Below are 16,299 nucleotides of genomic sequence, written 5' to 3'. Positions count from 1 at the left end.
CACACTCCGTTCATATGCACCACCGGCCCCCGTAGCAGGGGTTCAGCAGGTGTAACCACCGTCGACGGTGATGGTCTGGCCGGTGATGAAGCTCGCGCCGGGCGAGGTGAGAAATCTGATGACGCCCAGGACGTCCTCCGCCGACCCGAGTCGGCCCAACGGCGTCCGGCGCACGATGCGGCGGCGTTGGGCCTGGCCGATGCCCGCGGTCATCTCGCTGTCGAAATATCCGGGGGCGACACTGACCACCCGGACCCCGGCAGGGCCGACTTCACGGGCAAGACCGCGAGTGAGCCCGTCGAGTGCCGCCTTCGCCGCTCCGTACACGGCGACGCCGGTCTGTCCGCGCAGCGCGTTGATGGAGGACAGATTGATCACCACACCGGTCCGACGGGCAAGCATGGGCTTGAGGCAGGCCCGGGTGAGCAGAACCGGCAGTGTCACGTTGGTCTGCAGTGCCGTGTCGATGGCCGTCGGGGCGGTCAGGGTCAGCAGGCCCTCCAGCCCGGTCGCCGCGTTGTTCACCAGCACATCGACGCGCCGGTGGCGACGCACGGCTGCACGGACGAACTCCTCGACCGCCTCGGCGTTCGTTCCGTCGACCGAGGACCAGAACAGCGCGTCCGAAGCGGTCGATTCGCGAAGCGCGGTGAGCTCGGCGGACTCGGTCCGGCTGAAGGTCTCCACGCGGTATCCGCGCTCCAGGAAGTCGGTCACCAGCGCCAGTCCCAAACCTCGGCTGCCTCCGCTGATGACCGCCACCGGACGCTGATCCGTGGTGAGGTTCATACGGCACCCCCCATGCGCTTGAATCGCTCGCCGTGCAACGAAGCGTCCGAGACGGTGATGACGGCCGGAACTTTGTGGGGCGGTAGGTGTTCGGCACAGAACTGGCGCAGCCGACGGTTCAGTGCCCTCTTCTCCTCCGGCTCGACCAGTTCGACCGTGGCCGTGACGATCTGCCCGGTGACGGCGTTCGACCGTCCGGTCACGATGACGTCGGAGACGTTGCCGGCCCGGAGCAGCACATTCTCGACCTCGGCCGGAGACACCTTCTCTCCACCTACATTGATCAGCGTCGACAGCCGTCCGAGTACGCGGAGAGTTCCGTCCTCGGCCACTTCGACCGCGTCTCCGGTGTTGAGCCACCCTTCCTTGTCGAACGGGCTGGGCGCGTTGAGATACCCGAGCATGGCGCTCGGCGATTTGATCCAGAGCACCCCGTCCCGCACCTTCGTCCGGAATCCCTGTCCCCCGACGTCCATCCGCAACGAGTTCGACGAGGTCGATCGGGTGGGGAGGATGCCGGTCTCGGTGAGTCCGTAGGTCTGCTTGAACCGCACATGAGGGAACACTCTGGCCGCGTGGGCGAGGGTGATCTCGCGCATGGGCTCCGTGCCGTAGGTGATCAGTTCGAGCGAGGACAGGTCGTGATTCCGGTAAGCGCCGGAAAGCAGCAACATGTTGAGGAAGGTCGGTGTGGTCGGTAGAACCTGGACGCCATGACGCTGAATGGCCTCACACGCATGCTGAGGGGTGCGTCGCGGCTCGGTGACCACGGTGCCGCCGCCGACGAGGGAGCGGAACAACGTATTGACTCCACCGATGTGGTCGAGCGCCATGAACTGCAGCGTTCGCCGAGGGCGCGACGACCCACGGAAGCCGTCGAGCAGCCGCGGAAGTGAGAGCAGGACGGCCTTGCTCTCGCCCGTCGAGCCTGAGGAGAACAGCAGCAGCCCAGCCTCTCCGCTTCTGGCGAGCTCGGCGAGAAGGCGCGGCGTTGGCGCGTCCGGTGTCCCTACGGTCCGAACAGTCCAGTCATCAGGACCGCTGAACTCGACGACACGGGTCGCATGCGCAGCCGCGATCCGGCGCTCCCGCTGATCCCTCGGCGGATCGGTGGGGGCGAGGGGAACCACAACAGCGCCTCGGACGGCGAGTGCCACGAAGAGCGCGACCATGTTCGGTGAGGCGTTCCCGACGACTGCCACGCTCTCGCCTGCCGCGACTTCGAGCCGGGTCAGCTCGGCCAGCCAGCCCGTGGTCCGCTCCGCGAGTTCGGCGTACGTGACCCTACCGCCGTGCCCGACCATGGCCTCAGCGTCAGATCGACCCCGAAGTTGCGACAACAGCCAATCCATCGGGCCTCCCCCATTGTCATGCTTTTGCTACCAACTCCGGAGCACGACCGCGGCACCGCCGTCAAGGTTTCCCCGGGCGGAATGCAGGACTCTTGCGAAAATTCGCACGCCGTGTTCCAGGCGTGAAATCTCTCCAGCACATCGAACATATCTAAGCGTGAACGGGCTGCGGGGGCTACATGAAGCCGCGGCTGACCCAATCATGCGTGGAGCGGGACGTAGAGCTTGTCCCGCCGGCGAGACAAGCGATGAATCCGCCCCCTGGCCGTTATAGCCAGATGCCTTCCTTCGCCTGATCCGCCGCGAAACAATCGGACATGCCTCAGGTGGAATTCCCTAGACTTGCCGGGAGAGTGTAGTGACTGACAAGAACAAGCGGCGGAACTTCCTCGATTACCTGAAAGTCCAGGAGGCATTCGACGCCAAGGTCGCCGAGATCGACCAGATCGACAAATTCGACGTTTCCTTCGGAGTCGAAACAAGCACCCCCTTCGAAAGCTGGGACGCCGGCGAGGCCGACAACTTCGACTTGCTCAACAACTATCGATACTCCCCATCGCCCACCGGGATCCTCAGGGCGGTGATATCGCAGGTTCCCGTCAACCACGAGGAGGTGACGTTCATCGATTTTGGTTCCGGTAAGGGCCGCGTGCTTCTGGTGGCTTCCGAATTTCCATTCAAGAGAATCATCGGGGTCGAGCTTTCCGGGCATCTCTGCAACATTGCCACACGAAATGTGATGCAGTACGCCTCCGCCTCAAAGAGGTGCAACGATATCGACATACGCCACCAGAGCGCGGAAGAATTTGAGATCCCCGACGATGCGGGCGTGTTCTACTTCTATGAGCCCTTTAGCTCGACCGTGGCAGAACAGGTACTGGAAAATATCGAGCGCTCCATTAGGCGCGTACCGCGAGCGGCCGTCATCTGCCTGGTGGGGCGGGCTCTCGTTCCCGTCGTCGAAGGGCGAGCGCCGTGGGTGCCCTTCGGCCCCGTGGTGCAGTCACCAGAAGACCACTATTTCGATGCGCGCCTTTTCACGGTCCACGTCGATGGCGCACATACAGCTGAATCTGGCTCGGCATCTTGAAAAGGTACGTCGATCCGCGGGACGCGAGACAGGGAACGTCATTCAGTCGATGAACTCGACGCAGATCGCGCCGAGTTCACCAGCAACGTCTTCAAGTACCCCGCCCATGCCGGCGTGATGTACTCGGCTCTGCGCCCTTGACTCATTCACGAACCGTCGATGGCGCGCCGTACGATCTTCGCCACCCAGGCCTCGACCGACTCACTGTCCCTCCTGGCGGCCCTACCCATACCTGCCAGTTCATCGGCTGAGAACTGAAGTATCAGCGAGCGAGCTTCGGCCGTGGAGGTGGTGTCACGCAGGAGCAGCGTCGACGTGGAGCCGGCTGCTGTGCGGGCGACGCCACTTGACTCCTCATTGCACTCGGCGCCTGACTGCGTCAGCTCGCTCTGCCGCATGAGCAGACTGCTGCGGACTTCCCGGCGCAGCTTGTTTCTGCTCCAGCCCAGTTCCTTCGCCTTCCGCAGCCAGTAGTCCTGCTCCGGTTCCTCCAGTGCCACAACTTCGAGGTGGTGGCTGAAGCTCAGACCTTGATGCCTGCGGGACAACGGAAACGCGCGTGCCACCCAGCTGTAGTTGCGCAGAGTCTGGTAACTGAGCGACGTTCGCTTGATGGCTTCCTCGTAGCGGTCATGGAATAAGGACTCTCCATAAACCAGCCAATCGGCGATCCACCAGGTCGAGGAGTCGGCAAGAGAGAACAGTTCGGTACCGAGCTCTTCCCAGGTACTGAAGCTCTGCTTGGCCGTGAACAGCAGGCCGGACTTGTGCAGCTGAACACCTGAGCCTCGCAGCTGCCGCGCGGCTCCTGCTGCCCTATGTCGCGCGGTCTGGCCTGCCAAGCTGACGGTTTTACGCATTGCTACTCCCTGGGCTCGCTCCGTACATCGTCCGATCTTCGGGTGTCATCCGGGCCAGGGCGTTCGACCTCGCGTACAGGCAGGCGCCCCGCACCTTCCGCCAATCGAACCCCTGAGCGCCACCGAGCAGGCCGCAGCGAGCCGTCGATCACCAGCCCTCCAACAGCCTCGCTCTCCTTGGCGCGCAAGCGCTTGAATGGTGAATCGGAGCAAGATTCACACCGAGATTCAGGCTTGTCAAGGGAACATTTCAGTGCGAACTACCCAGTATCACTAGGTGAGTTGAACGATGCGAGCCTCGACTCTCGGTCAGTTGTCGAAGCGCTTAACCTCGATCTTGCAAGGGGGTCGTCAGCTTGCTGACGGACCCTTGGTTGGTGGGTGATTGGTCGGAGCTTTCCGAGTCTGGGCAGGTTGAGCGCCTGGTTGTCGCGTCGGGTGGGCGCTGGGGTCCACGGCTCCGGTGGTCGCGTCGGTTCAGGGCCGGTGCCTGGTGAGGCGGAGGTAGCGACGGGGGCTGACGCGCAGGCCGGTGGCGCGGGCGGTGCGGATGCGGTCCTCACCGGTCGTGGTGGTAGCCAAGCAGGTCAGCCGTAGGCCGTCGGTGTCGGTGAAGCGCAACTGGGCGCCGAGGTACGGCTGTTCCTTGCGCACGATCAGCCGCAGGCCTGGTGGGTGGGGTCGGTGATGGTCATCCCGACCGAGTACGACAGGCACCTTCCGCACGGGGCGAGCCAACCGACGAAGTCGCAGGTGCAGCCGCCGGAATCGGTGCGGATCAGGATCGGCGTCCGACGCCCCCGCCCGAGCCGTTTCGGCAGCCGGGCCAGGCCAGTTTGGTGCCTCGATGTGGTCCGCGGCGGTGTTGGAGCCCGCGCTCACGACCGGAGCAGGCCCGCGAACGGCTCACCGGCTCCGCCGCGTCCGTGGTCGACGAACCCCATCAGGGTTGCGTCCGAAGAGCTTCTTCCAGGTCGCGGCGGCGTCCTGCTTCTCGGAGGAGTGCGCCAGGACGAGGACGCTGTCGATGTCCACGATCACTCACCCGCCTGCGTCTGGTGCCGCAGCACCGAACAACCGCCAGACGTTTTCGCGCACTTCGGCGCGGGCGGTGCGGAGCGCAGCCGGGACACATCGGCCGGGCAGTCCCCGCCGGCGCGACGGCGAGCGCCACATCCAGCGGGACCTTGCCCGGATCGTGCACCACCCAGGCCATCCGCCACGGTTCAAGTGCCGTCGACATCGCCGCATCCGGACCGGACTTGCGGATTGTCTCGACCAGCAGCACCGCCCCGGGGTGCGGGCACCCGCGACAGCGAATCGGACGCCACCTCACGTACCGCATCGCACTCTCAGCTGGAATCCTCGGCTCTCACTGCCGGCGGCGCTGCCGACGACGGGCGGCGGTGGCATTTTGCGCACGAGGTCTTGCAGGCCGCCCGTCGGAGTGGTGACGTTCCATTTCCGGGTCGAGAGTTTGGGCGAGTGACGAGATCGTCGGATAGGTGAAGAAGGAAGTCAGTGGGATGTCGATGCCATGCCGATCACGTAGTTCCTGGCGTATCCGCACCACAAGCAGGGATGTGGTGCCGGCGTCGAAGATGTTCTCCACAGCGCTGACTCGAGACACGTTCAGTACTTCGCACCAGATCTCGTGCAGAAGATTCTGAACAGGTCCACTTGGACGGACGTGGTCCGTGCTGGAAACCTGCTGTCGAGCGATGGCCTTGAGGGCCTTCCGGTCGGTCTTGCCGTTCGGGGTCAGAGGAAGGGCCGGCAAGGTCAGCACGCGGTTCGGCACCATGTATTCGGGCAGACTCTGCCGCAGGAAGGCTCGCACGCTGTGTTTCAGCACCTGTAGCCGAGCTCCCTGCCCAGGGTCATTGCTCGTCGGCCCGTCGACCGTCGGCCGCTCGTGAAGGAAGTGCCCGCTCCACCGGCTGCGGTGAGTGAAGCTCGTCCGAATGCGTCCTTGCTCCGGGAGGCGAGCGGACCAGGCGTGCCGAGTGTCCCAGCCATGGCGAGCGGCCACTTCGTCAAGCTCCTCCGGCGAACACATGAAGGGGGGCATCTCATCACCCGACACGAGCTGGGCGAAGCGTGCGACGCGGGCATTCGGAATGCCGTCGACGACGACCGCGGCGGAACTCGACGCGGCGAGCAGTCCGTCCAGGCCCTCAAGGTCGCAGACATCCTCCCAGTCGAGGTACTCACAGGGCTGCGGCAGATCCGGTACCTCCCCACCGATCTTCAGCAGGACGTCGTAGCGGAAGCGCGTCATCTCGTTGTCGTGTCCGGGGGTCTTGAGCGATACCTGGATCCCGGTCACCGCGGGAAGCGCGTCTTGAAGCTCTGCGAAGTACCCGGGATCGATGAGGAGTTCATCTTCCTCCAGTGCGTGCCGTGCAGCGAGGGCGCGCAACTCCTCGGCTCCCAGCCGGTCATCCATTGCCAGCACACCAATATGGAACGCCTCTGCGAGCTTTAGGCTCCGCAGGTCACCGACGTAAATATGTCCGCCAGGAGCAACGATCTTGCTCGCTTCGGTCAAGACCTCCGTGAGATAGTCCCGGCCAGGAAAATACTGGGCAACGGAGTTGATCACTACGCACTCGAAGAGCTCTCCGTCGGCGATGTCCCCGATCTCCAGGGCAGCTGCCGTGGCCAGCCGCACCTGGCCGGTGATCCCTCGCCGGGCGACCGCGCTCTTCACATGACCAATGGCTTCTGCGGAGAAGTCGATACCCAGATAGCGGTCGGCCGCGGGAGCCAAGCGCAGCAGCAGCAACCCGGTGCCGCAGCCGATCTCCGCGAAGGTGCGAGCGCCCGTTGCGGCGATTTTGTCAACGGTCTGCGTCACCCAGTCCCGCATCTCCGTCTCTGGCAGCGGCTGTTTGGAATAGCTGCTCTGCCAGCCCTTCAGATTGAGGTCGTCTTCTTCGGCGGGTTCGCCTTCGGCGTAGGCATTCTCCCAGATGGCGCGCCAGCCTTCTGTGGTGTGATCGGCCTGATCCGCGCCCTTCCCCGGGGTCACGAAGGTGACCAGCTGCTCCTCTCCTGCGGAGGTCGTCACGGCCAGCGTGGTTGCGTCCCGGACGCCGGGGCAGGCGCGGGCCACGGCATCGACCTCCCCTGGTTCCACTCGGTGCCCACGGATCTTCACCTGGTCGTCGAGACGCCCGAGATACTCGAGATTCCCGTCGGACCGCCACCTGACGAGGTCTCCGGTGCGGTAGACGGGCAGCCCTTCGATATCGACAAACCGCTGTGCGGTCAGATCGGGGCGGCCCAGGTAGCCCAGCGCCAGCCCCGCACCGCCGATGCACAACTCTCCAGGTATCCCCATGGGGGTCTGCAGGCCGTCGGCATTGACGACGAACAGGCGAGTGTTGGAAATGGGCCGCCCGATTCCGGTAACGCTGTCCTGCCGCCGCAGCACTGCACGCGTCGACCATATGGTGGTCTCCGTCGGTCCATAAAGGTTGTGCACTTCAGGCCCCATCGCGGTCAGCGCCCGGGCGAGCGAGTGCGGCAAGTGCTCGCCACCACTCCATATCTGCCGTAGCGAGGGCGGCGCGACGCGGCGGGACGCGGCGTAGAGCTTCCAGGTCGCTGGAGTGGCCTGCACCACCGTGATCTTCTCGTCGGAGAGAAGTTTGTGCAGCCGCTCCGGGTCGCCACCGACACCTGACGGCCCGATCACCAGTGTTCCTCCGGCCAGCAGCGGGAGCCAGAGTTCCAGACCCGCGATGTCGAAGGACAAGGATGTCAGGGCAAGCATCCGATCGTGCGTACCGAACCCGGACTCGGACATGAAGTCGTCCAGCAGGTTCCCCAGGCTTTTATGGTTGACCATCACTCCCTTGGGGGCCCCGGTCGAGCCGGAGGTGTAAATCACGTAGGCCACGTGGTCGCCGCATGTCACGGGGGTCGGCTTCTCGGCTGGGAGCGGCAGAGCAGGTTCGTCCAACAACAGCACTTCAGTATCTGCGGGCACAGGGATGCGGTCCGTGAGGTCACAAGTGCTCAGCAGGACCTTGATGCCCGCGTCCTGCGTCATGTGCTCCAGACGGGCTCTGGGGTACGCAGGGTCAAGTGGTACGTACGAGCCTCCTGCGGCCCAGACGCCGAGCAGACCTGCCGGCAGGTCGCGACCGCGCGGAAGAGCTACGCCGACCAGATCGCCCGGCCGCAGCCCACGGGCCGTCAGCGCCGCACCGATCGCCTCTGCTCGCTCGATGAGCTGCGCGTATGTGTAGTTACCGTCCGATGCCTTCACCGCAACGGCGTCTGGTCGACCGAGCGCGGTCTCAGACAGCCTGACAGGGAGCGCGCGGGGATCGACTGGGCGCGCGGGGCCCGTGCCCAGTGTGGAGAGCACCGCACGCTCCTCCGCGTCCGCCAGGTCGATGCTCCCAACACTGGCATCCGGTGTGGCGGCGACAACCTCCCACAGCCGCCGCAGATGCCTGCTGAACCGCTCCGCTGTGTCCTGGTCGAAGAGGTCGGTCGAATACTGAAGCCGGCAGTCCAGGCCGCCTTCGAGCGGGGTGACTTTGAGTACCAGGTCGAACTGCGAGGTTCCCGTCTGATGGTCGATCAGTTCCAGTTCGGCCTCGGGAAGTTCCGTGTACGGCACGGAGGCTTCCTCGAATGCCGCCATCACCTGCACCAGCGGGTTGTAGGACAGGCTGCGCTCGGGCGCAATACCGTCGATGATCTCCTCGAATGGGACGTTCTCCGACGCGCCCCTCCGGTGCGCGTCACGTACGCGCTCGAGGTACGCGGCGAAGGATGGGTCTCCAGTCATGTCGGTCGGGATCACGAGGGTGTTCTCGAAGGGGCCAACCAGCCGTTCTGCTTCAAGCGACGAGCGGTTGGCCAGCGGGGTCGCCACCAGTAGCCGTGACTGCCTCGACCAGAGACTCAGAACTGCCGAGAACGAAGCCAGAACCAGCGTCTGGAGGGTTGCTCGGTGCTCTCGCGTCACCTTCTCGAGCTTGCGTATCAGAGATGACGGGGTGCGCCAGTGCGAAGACGCCACTGAAAACGTCTGCACGGCCGGCCGAGGGCGGTCGGCCGGAAGGTCGACCACAGCGGGGAATCCCGAAAGCTCGCTTATCTGTGCTGCCCGTCGTTCGATGGCCTGCGGCGTACTCACCCACTCACGCTGTCGTGTCGCGAAGTCGACGTAGCGTGTCGGCGGCAGATCAAGGAGGTCCGGGCCGCCGTCTGCCCTGTCCTTTCGGTAGAGCTCCATGACCTCGCGCAGAAAGATGTCCAGAGACCGGACGTCAGCCACAACGTGGTGAAGCACGAACACCAGGATTCTGGTGCCACTGCCGCCCTGCACCAGGCCTGCACGCACCAAAGGCGCGTCGCTCAGATCGAATGGCTCTCGGGCAAGTTCCGCCGCTTTGGCGAAGACGGATTCTTCATCGGCGGCGTCGAGCCTTTGCACCGTGACTCGGGCCTCGTCCAGCACATCCTGAACGAGGGCATCACCCAGGATCCCGAACCTGGTTCTCAGGACCTCGTGCCGTTCGACAACGCCGTTGACCGCGCGCTGGAGAGTCGGCACATCCAGCTCTCCATGCACGACGAACTGCACACACAGGTTGTTCCTGGAGGTTCCAGGCAGCAACTGTTCAGTAAACCAAATTCGCTGCTGTGACAGAGAAGCCGGGTTGGCACTTACCTGGAACGTCATCAGCTGACCCGCTTTCCGGAAAGTTCCGCCGGGTCGATCCCGGGGCAGTGCTCCAGCAGTGAAGGGTGCAAGTGCGGGATCCGCCCGAAGGTCCGTGGCGCGATGTCGACCCGGAGTGCGTGATCGCGCTCGGCATAGGACTGCCAGTTGATCCGCACACCCTGTTCCCAGAGGCTTCCGACAGCCTGGAGCAGCGAACACCAACTGTCCGAGGCTTCTCCATCGGATGCCAAGGCCACGGCCGCATCCTCGGGCACTCCCCAACGCTGGGCACCCTGAAGCAGATTCGTCCCGCTGTTCAGCTGCAGGTACACAGCCGTGGGGTGCTCGGACACCACAGAGCGCAGGACCTCGTCAAAGGGGCCAGGCTCACCCAGTTGCGCTCCCCAGTACCCTGGATCACGCGCCTCCTCGCTGGTCAGCCATGCCCCCGAAACGCATGAAAGCGTCGGCGTGGTAGGAGAGTTCAGCCGTACGTCGCGCATTCGACGGGTGAAGCGGACAACGGCTTCGGCGTGTTCCGAAGGGTCGGCCATGGCCTGGCTGCGCCAGCACACCGCCCGCGCTGCGTCCTCGAACGAGAGGACGCCACTCAGCTGGGCGGCGGTCAGCTCACCGACGCCGTGGCCGATGAGCAAGTCCGGGCTGATTTCCAGATCGCTGAGGAATGCGTGCTGTCCGAGGCCGAGCAGGTGCAGCACCGGCTGAAGCGCATTCGTCGCGGTCGGATACCTGCCGTGCAGGAACGCGTCGCGCACAGCCGCGAACATCTCAGGAGCCAGCACCTGCTTCATGACTTCGAGGCCGTCGTCCACGGTCGACCGGAAGGCCGGCTCTGCCCGATAGAGAGCGAGCGCCACGTCCGGCGCTCTGACCGTTTCGCCGGGGAGCAAGAAGACGAGTGTCGGCGGCACTTCGGGAACCGTATGGAACTGCTCCGGCGCCAGCCACTTCCCGTCGGCCGACCCGGCGTCGACCGGGATCAGCGCAGCTGCGCGTGTGGGGAGCTCCGGGCGACCGGTGCGCAGTGTGTGGCCGATGTCCTGACGAACCTCGGTCGAGCTTTCGTCCACTACCACACGCACAGCGTCGACGGTTCCGGAAAGGCGTTCCGGGTCGTCCGCGGACAGCGGAAGCAATTGCCAGTACCGCCCCTTGCGCGAGGCAAGCCGCAACTCCCGCTCGGCATCGCCGATGATCACATGCGCATTCGTTCCGCCCAACCCGAACGAACTGACCGCTGCATACCGGCCCTGGTCCGAACGCTGCCAGGCGATCGGCGTGTCTGCCAGCTTGAACGGTGTGCCTCCCAGATCGGTTGGCGGAGCTCCTTCCACCAGGGAAGCATTGGGAGGAATCTGTCCATGCCGCAGGGCCAGTAGACAGCCGATGATGCTTGCCGCACCAGCTGCCGCGGTCAGATTCCCGATGTTCGCCTTGACGGAGTGGAGCCGACATTCGTCGGTACCGGCTCCAGTGGATCGAAAGGCCTGAATCGCGGCATCGATCTCCAGTGCGTCCCCGATGCTCGTGCCTGATCCGTGCCCTTCGAGCAGACCGATACTGGAGGCCCTCAACTCGGCGACGTCGAGGGCCTCTTCGATCAATTCGGACTGGCCGGCAACCCCTGGTGCCGTGAAGCCTGCCCGCTCTCGGCCGTCATTGTTCACCGCGGTACCGGCGATGACGCCGAGGATCGGGTTGCCCGCGGCCAACGCCACGTCCAACCGTCGCAGGAAGAGGACAGCGACGCCATTGCCCTCCACGGTGCCGTCGGCCGAGGCCATGTATGGCTCGCACCGACCTCGTGGCGAGTAGATGCCGCCTGCGGTGAACGTATAGCCCGCGTCCGTTGCGTCCAAAGCGACACCGCCCGCCAACGCCGAGTCGCACTCACCCGCAAGGATTGCCTGGCAGGCAAGATGCACGGCCACGCTCGAGGACGAACAGGCGGTCAGGACGGTCATCGATGGACCGGTGAGACCGTAGGTATAGGAAATTCTGCTGGACAGGTAGTCGGGATCGGTCCCTATGGCAAGCTCGGCGAGATTCACATCTCTGCCGGCTGCGGCTGAGAGGTATTCGATCTGTGTACCGTAGCCACTCTTCCGTGACCCGACGAAGACCCCGACGCGATCAGGCAGTGAACCGATGAAACATCCTGAGCTCTCTACTGCCCGGTAACACGCTTCCAGCACTGCGCGATGCTGTGGGTCGGTCAGTTCTGCCTCAGATGGACCGAATCCGAATGCTTGAGGATCGAACCCGAGGCAATCTTCCATGTCATACGCGACGGGCACGTAGGCTGGATCTTTATATTTGTGACTCGGCACCCGTCGCCGCATCAATTCCGTGGGATCGATTTCACGCCGTCCAGAACGCCCTGTGATCAGAAGACGCCAAAAGTCCGCCGCGCTCTGCACCTTGGCCGCGCGAATCGACATCCCGACCACGGCAACACGATCAGACATTAAACAGCCACCTCACATAGCATCGACCAGATCGGCCATACGGGCAAGGACGACAAGGACAAGGACCACTGTCCGTCCGGCCTGCGAGCGAGCTTGTCTAGCCGGCGAGACAAACGCAACGATTATCCCGACAAGGAGCGCGGGTCGCGATAGCCACACCCCGCGCCCCATTTTGACGGCTTTGCCGCCATCACCTCGCCGAGGTCGCAGATTGATTCAGGGGGAGCCATGGCGTACTCATCAGGGTGATGGACGATGAACCGCGCAGAAAGGCGTCGAGCAACATGACGAACGACAACGAGTTCCGCAACTCCATGGACGCATTGGTGGTCGACAGCGCGCGTACCCTGACCGGCAACGCCAACATCAACCTCGATGACGACTTCTTCGACGCAGGCGGCAACTCCATCACCGCCATCCGGCTCGCGCGCACCTTGAGCGAGGAACTCGGGACAGGCGCTGACGTCCGCGTTGTTTTCAGGAATCCAGTACTCAGAGACCTCAGCGAAGCCCTGGGCAGGCAGGGCGGGCAGGCGGCCACAGGAGCCGGTCAGGCCTGAGGCGGAGTATTGACAGTGTTCGCAAGGGCACGTTCCATGGTGCCTCAATAAATTCCTTCGCTAATCGTATGCACTCATGCATGTTCCCCCATGATTTGGAGACCGACATGGAAGAACGTCACTCAGTTGGCCTGCCCGACACGATCCGCACTTTCACGAAGGAACTCTGGGATCACGTGCTTGCCAGCGACATATCGATCTCCGAGCTGTCCTCGAGCGTGCCACAGCTGACATATCTCATGGAGCTGGTCCAAAGGTCCGAGGTGCGCACCGTCATCGAGATCGGATTCAATGTCGGCTTCTCCAGCCACGCGTTCCTGTCCGCCTCGGACAACGTTCAGGTGGTGTCCTTCGATCTGCCGGAGAACAAGGCGGCATTGATCGGAAAGGAATTCATCGACCAGCGGTTCCCCGGTCGGCATCAGCTGATCGTGGAAGACTCCCGCACCGCCTTGCCGAAATACATCGCGGAGCACGGTGAGTCCCTGTTCGACCTTGCCTTCGTCGACGGCGGACACGAGTACGCCGCCGTCAAGTCCGACATCGACTACTGCCGTGTCCTGTGCCGCCCCGGAAGCCTCATCGTCGTGGACGACCTCACCCCCTGGGTGCCTTGGGGGACGGGCCCCACCCGCGCCTGGACCGAGGTGCTGGAGACCGGGGACATCAAGCAGGAGGAGATCTACCGGGACGGCATCCTGGCCGACCGCATCGAAGGCCCCGCCGACCGTGTCTGGGCTCTGGGCCGTGTCAGGTAGGCAGGCGGCGCAGGGGCGGAACCGGCCGGCAGGGAGACATGGTGACTGAAACCGACAGTGACATCCGCGGCACCATTGAGGAGGCGTGGTACGCGGCACTCGGAGCGCAGGCCGCCGACAACGAGGGAAACTTCTTCGCGCTTGGTGGCACCTCGCTGTCCGCAGTCGAATTCATGACCCGTGTGGAATCGCGCCTGGAGATCGACTTCCCTCTGGAACTGCTGTTCCGCAAACGCGCCTTGCCCGCGATCATCGAGGAATGCACGTGCAGGTACCGTGACCTCCACTCCTGACATGGCCCCTCTTCCTGACGAGTGAGTGATGTCCGCTTCCCTCGAGCTTCCAGTCACTCCTGATGGCGGTGCAGCCGTCGGCCCAGACTGCGCAAGGACATCGGCAGGGTGAAGTCGTGCGGCCCGAGGCCGGTGTAGCCCTGTTCGGCGAGGTGATCGATGATCGCGGGGACGGCACCGAGCGGGCCGCCGCTCTCCGCGTAACTCTCGCCCTCATCGACCGTGGCCATCCCGTTGACTTCCAGGACCGCGGCGACCAGGGCGAGGACCGACGGCTCGGCCGGGCCGGTCCGGCCGGCTCCCTCTTTCGCCTGGCCCTCGATCACGAAGCGCTGAGGGGCCGCCGTCACCGCCCCGGCCCGCACCTGACAGAGCAGGTGCTCCCTCAACTCGGCGTCGGTGAATGGCTCTCCGGTCCCGGGTTCGGGGATCACCCGGCACTCGAGACCCACCGTGCCATCGGTGCCGGGGGTCACGGTGGTGGAGGAGGCGCGCACCGCGGGGTGCGAGGCGAGCGCCTCGTCGACCCGTTCGAGCAGCACCCGATCGACCCCCACCACCGTGACGGCGGGCGGCGCCGGCGCGTAGGGGTCTCCGCTCTGGGCGATCCTGCAGATCCCGTCCCAGTCGAGATCTCCTTGCAGGTGGGCGGCGAGCAGCTGCTCCGGGCCTATCAGCAAGGCCCGCATCTGCGGAGCGGTGAAGACCGCGCCGTTGAAAGTGGCCGAGGTCACCGTGACGCCATCGGTGATCCGGGTCATGAGATATGAGTCCAGCCCTCGGTGATCGGGCATGGTTTCGTTACGGCCCATCAGCAGTTCGAGTTCACCGACGCCGTCGGCCGCCGCCAGCAACTCCTCCTCGGAGCTGTGCTGCAGAGAGGCGAAACCTTCATCGAAGGAGAAATTGACTATGGTGCCGTCGGCGATGGCAACCCCTCGTCGACGCTCTTCCGCCGAGATGAGCTGCCGAAGGGCCAGATATCCGATCCGGTAACGGCTCTGAGCGCGCAGCGTCTGCATGGCCACCCGTTCGATGAGCGCGCCGAAATCGGGCCGGTCGGAGGTCTCCACGACCACGGGCAGGATGCAGTGAAAGCAGCCGATGGTCTCCGCCTCGGCATCCGTCCGGCCGGCGAAGTGATTACGCACGACACTGTGCGGGGCAGCGGAGAGCGCGGCGAGCAGCGCGTGCACGGTGGCGGCGTGGACGACGGCCGGCGTGGTCCGATGGCGCCTCGCGGCGAGTGCGAGTAGCGGTGCCAGACGGTCCGTGCGGTACGTCGCCCCGTAGTGGTGCATCAGGTCGTCCTGGGCCGGGACGAACATACGGTTCGGGATCTCACGAACAGCCCTCGCCCAATGGGCAGCCGAGGCGGCTCGATGCTGCGCGAGCGGTCCGCTCTGTTCGGCGAAGGCGGAGTCGAGCGGCTGGTGCCGAGGACGGGGCGCTGCCGGCTCCGCGCCAAGTGCGACCTCGCGGACGGCTAGCGCGAACTCCGCCTGGAGCAGCGGGATACTGTGCCCGTCGAAGACACAGTGAGAGATCACAAAGAGGAGTTCGGTCACCGACTCCCCCGCGCGCAGCGCCCCGACTCTGAGCGGGCCCTCGTGGGCCAGGTCGAACTCGGTCTCAGCGATGGCGAGTTCGAGGCTTCTACGGCCGTCGGCCGCTTCGTCCAGGACATGGAGCCCGTCCGGCATGGGTGCATCGGTCCGCTGCTCGGGCAGGCCGTCGGGGCCTCGGACGATCAGCGTACGCAAGGCCTCATGGCGATGGACCAGAAGTTCGACAACTCGGCGGGCCTGGCCGAGATCGAGGGGGCACTCGGGCGTCAACCAGAGGAGGGCGTTCGACCCCGCGCGCAGGCGGGTGTCCTGCATCTTCCACCATTCGAACTCCTGGGCACCGCCGAGCGGGCCCCTGCGAGCCGTCGTCTTCCCACCGTCCAACGGTCCCGCTCCCCCTACCGCGCAAGCGCTTCGACAGCGAATCGGTGCAAGATTCACACCGGAAATTCAGGCCTGTCAAGGTGGAACTCCATGCCGCCAAGGCCTCAATCAACGATCGACGTCGAAGCGCTTAGATGCCGGAGTGGACCGCTCCAGCGTTCCGGAATGCCGCCAGCCGTGTCCGGCTCTCCACTCACACCGTTGCGCCATCCACAGATCCGCTCCAGGCGGGGACAGCACGAGGGTGCCGGACTGTCCGCAGCCCGGCACCCTCACCTTCTCCTACTTACCGGCGCGAGCCGCTCGGCTTCGCCGGTACAGGACGGTTCCCGCGACCAGCAGCGCCCCACTGGCGGCGATGCCTCCGACGACGCTCTCCATCCCGACGCCGGTCTCGGGCATGTGGGGGTGCTCCTCACCGGGGGGCGTCTTGGCCGGAGGGGGCGTCGGCTTGTGCTCGTGGG

At 64.8% G+C, this 16,299-nt stretch carries 10 protein-coding genes and 2 pseudogenes; 4 read left to right on the top strand and 8 right to left on the bottom strand.

The features are described from left to right. Window positions 1-42: 42 nt before the first annotated feature. Both L0P92_RS09560 and L0P92_RS09555 read right to left on the bottom strand, forming a co-directional pair. A complete protein-coding gene (locus L0P92_RS09560) occupies window positions 43-789 on the bottom strand; it encodes an SDR family NAD(P)-dependent oxidoreductase (RefSeq protein WP_234762096.1) in 747 nt (248 codons plus the stop codon). After that, entirely contained in the window at window positions 786-2,141 is a 1,356-nt protein-coding gene (locus L0P92_RS09555) for a class I adenylate-forming enzyme family protein (protein WP_273634020.1), read from the bottom strand. Before L0P92_RS09555 ends, L0P92_RS09560 begins: the two co-directional genes overlap by 4 nt. Before the next feature lie 358 nt (window positions 2,142-2,499). Here L0P92_RS09555 and L0P92_RS09550 point away from each other — a divergent pair, with 358 nt between their 5' ends. After that, on the top strand, window positions 2,500-3,231 hold the full coding sequence (locus tag L0P92_RS09550) for a class I SAM-dependent methyltransferase (RefSeq protein ID WP_234762094.1): 732 nt from the start codon (window positions 2,500-2,502) through the stop codon (window positions 3,229-3,231). Between the two features lie 146 nt (window positions 3,232-3,377). Here L0P92_RS09550 and L0P92_RS09545 read toward each other — a convergent pair whose 3' ends face one another. From L0P92_RS09545 to L0P92_RS09530, 4 genes and pseudogenes are all read right to left on the bottom strand, one after another. After that, on the bottom strand, window positions 3,378-4,091 hold the full coding sequence (locus L0P92_RS09545; RefSeq protein WP_234762093.1) for an LmbU family transcriptional regulator: 714 nt from the start codon (window positions 4,089-4,091) through the stop codon (window positions 3,378-3,380). Between the two features lie 513 nt (window positions 4,092-4,604). Continuing rightward, window positions 4,605-5,385, bottom strand: a pseudogene (locus L0P92_RS45655) (transposase); the annotation flags it as partial. Between the two features lie 78 nt (window positions 5,386-5,463). Continuing rightward, on the bottom strand, window positions 5,464-9,801 hold the full coding sequence (locus tag L0P92_RS09535; protein ID WP_234762092.1) for a non-ribosomal peptide synthetase: 4,338 nt from the start codon (window positions 9,799-9,801) through the stop codon (window positions 5,464-5,466). Continuing rightward, window positions 9,801-12,272, bottom strand: a complete 2,472-nt coding sequence (locus tag L0P92_RS09530; protein WP_234762091.1) for a type I polyketide synthase — start codon at window positions 12,270-12,272, stop codon at window positions 9,801-9,803. Before L0P92_RS09530 ends, L0P92_RS09535 begins: the two co-directional genes overlap by 1 nt. A 284-nt stretch (window positions 12,273-12,556) precedes the next feature. Between L0P92_RS09530 and L0P92_RS09525 the strand changes: the two genes are divergently transcribed. From L0P92_RS09525 to L0P92_RS09515, 3 genes are all read left to right on the top strand, one after another. Further along, entirely contained in the window at window positions 12,557-12,832 is a 276-nt protein-coding gene (locus L0P92_RS09525) for a phosphopantetheine-binding protein (RefSeq protein ID WP_234762090.1), read from the top strand. A 95-nt stretch (window positions 12,833-12,927) separates the two neighbouring features. Continuing rightward, the gene (locus L0P92_RS09520; RefSeq protein ID WP_234762089.1) at window positions 12,928-13,590 is read left to right on the top strand and encodes a class I SAM-dependent methyltransferase; all 663 of its coding nucleotides are present in this window, start codon (window positions 12,928-12,930) and stop codon (window positions 13,588-13,590) included. 38 nt (window positions 13,591-13,628) lie between these two features. Further along, a complete protein-coding gene (locus L0P92_RS09515) occupies window positions 13,629-13,883 on the top strand; it encodes a phosphopantetheine-binding protein (RefSeq protein ID WP_234762088.1) in 255 nt (84 codons plus the stop codon). 53 nt (window positions 13,884-13,936) lie between these two features. Here L0P92_RS09515 and L0P92_RS09510 read toward each other — a convergent pair whose 3' ends face one another. Together L0P92_RS09510 and L0P92_RS09505 are read right to left on the bottom strand one after the other, a co-directional pair. Continuing rightward, window positions 13,937-15,766, bottom strand: coding sequence for a condensation domain-containing protein (locus tag L0P92_RS09510; protein ID WP_234762087.1), 1,830 nt, complete (start codon window positions 15,764-15,766; stop codon window positions 13,937-13,939). A 351-nt stretch (window positions 15,767-16,117) separates the two neighbouring features. Beyond that, window positions 16,118-16,299: pseudogene (locus L0P92_RS09505) on the bottom strand (hypothetical protein); the annotation flags it as partial.

Origin of the sequence: Streptomyces muensis, from assembly GCF_021474425.1 — a bacterium.
In the GTDB taxonomy this organism is placed as follows: domain Bacteria; phylum Actinomycetota; class Actinomycetes; order Streptomycetales; family Streptomycetaceae; genus Streptomyces; species Streptomyces muensis.
The sequence above is the reverse complement of the archived record's forward strand: the minus strand, read 5'-3'. Positions and strand labels throughout refer to the sequence as shown.

Bases quoted from the DNA above. Each gene is read 5' to 3' on its own strand.
- L0P92_RS09560 (WP_234762096.1), bottom strand. From the start codon at position 789: ATGAACCTCACCACGGATCAGCGTCCGGTGGCGGTCATCAGCGGAGGC.
- L0P92_RS09555 (WP_273634020.1), bottom strand. From the start codon at position 2,141: ATGGATTGGCTGTTGTCGCAACTTCGGGGTCGATCTGACGCTGAGGCC.
- L0P92_RS09545 (WP_234762093.1), bottom strand. From the start codon at position 4,091: ATGCGTAAAACCGTCAGCTTGGCAGGCCAGACCGCGCGACATAGGGCA.
- L0P92_RS09535 (WP_234762092.1), bottom strand. From the start codon at position 9,801: ATGACGTTCCAGGTAAGTGCCAACCCGGCTTCTCTGTCACAGCAGCGA.
- L0P92_RS09530 (WP_234762091.1), bottom strand. From the start codon at position 12,272: ATGTCTGATCGTGTTGCCGTGGTCGGGATGTCGATTCGCGCGGCCAAG.
- L0P92_RS09525 (WP_234762090.1), top strand. From the start codon at position 12,557: ATGACGAACGACAACGAGTTCCGCAACTCCATGGACGCATTGGTGGTC.
- L0P92_RS09515 (WP_234762088.1), top strand. From the start codon at position 13,629: ATGGTGACTGAAACCGACAGTGACATCCGCGGCACCATTGAGGAGGCG.
- L0P92_RS09510 (WP_234762087.1), bottom strand. From the start codon at position 15,766: ATGCAGGACACCCGCCTGCGCGCGGGGTCGAACGCCCTCCTCTGGTTG.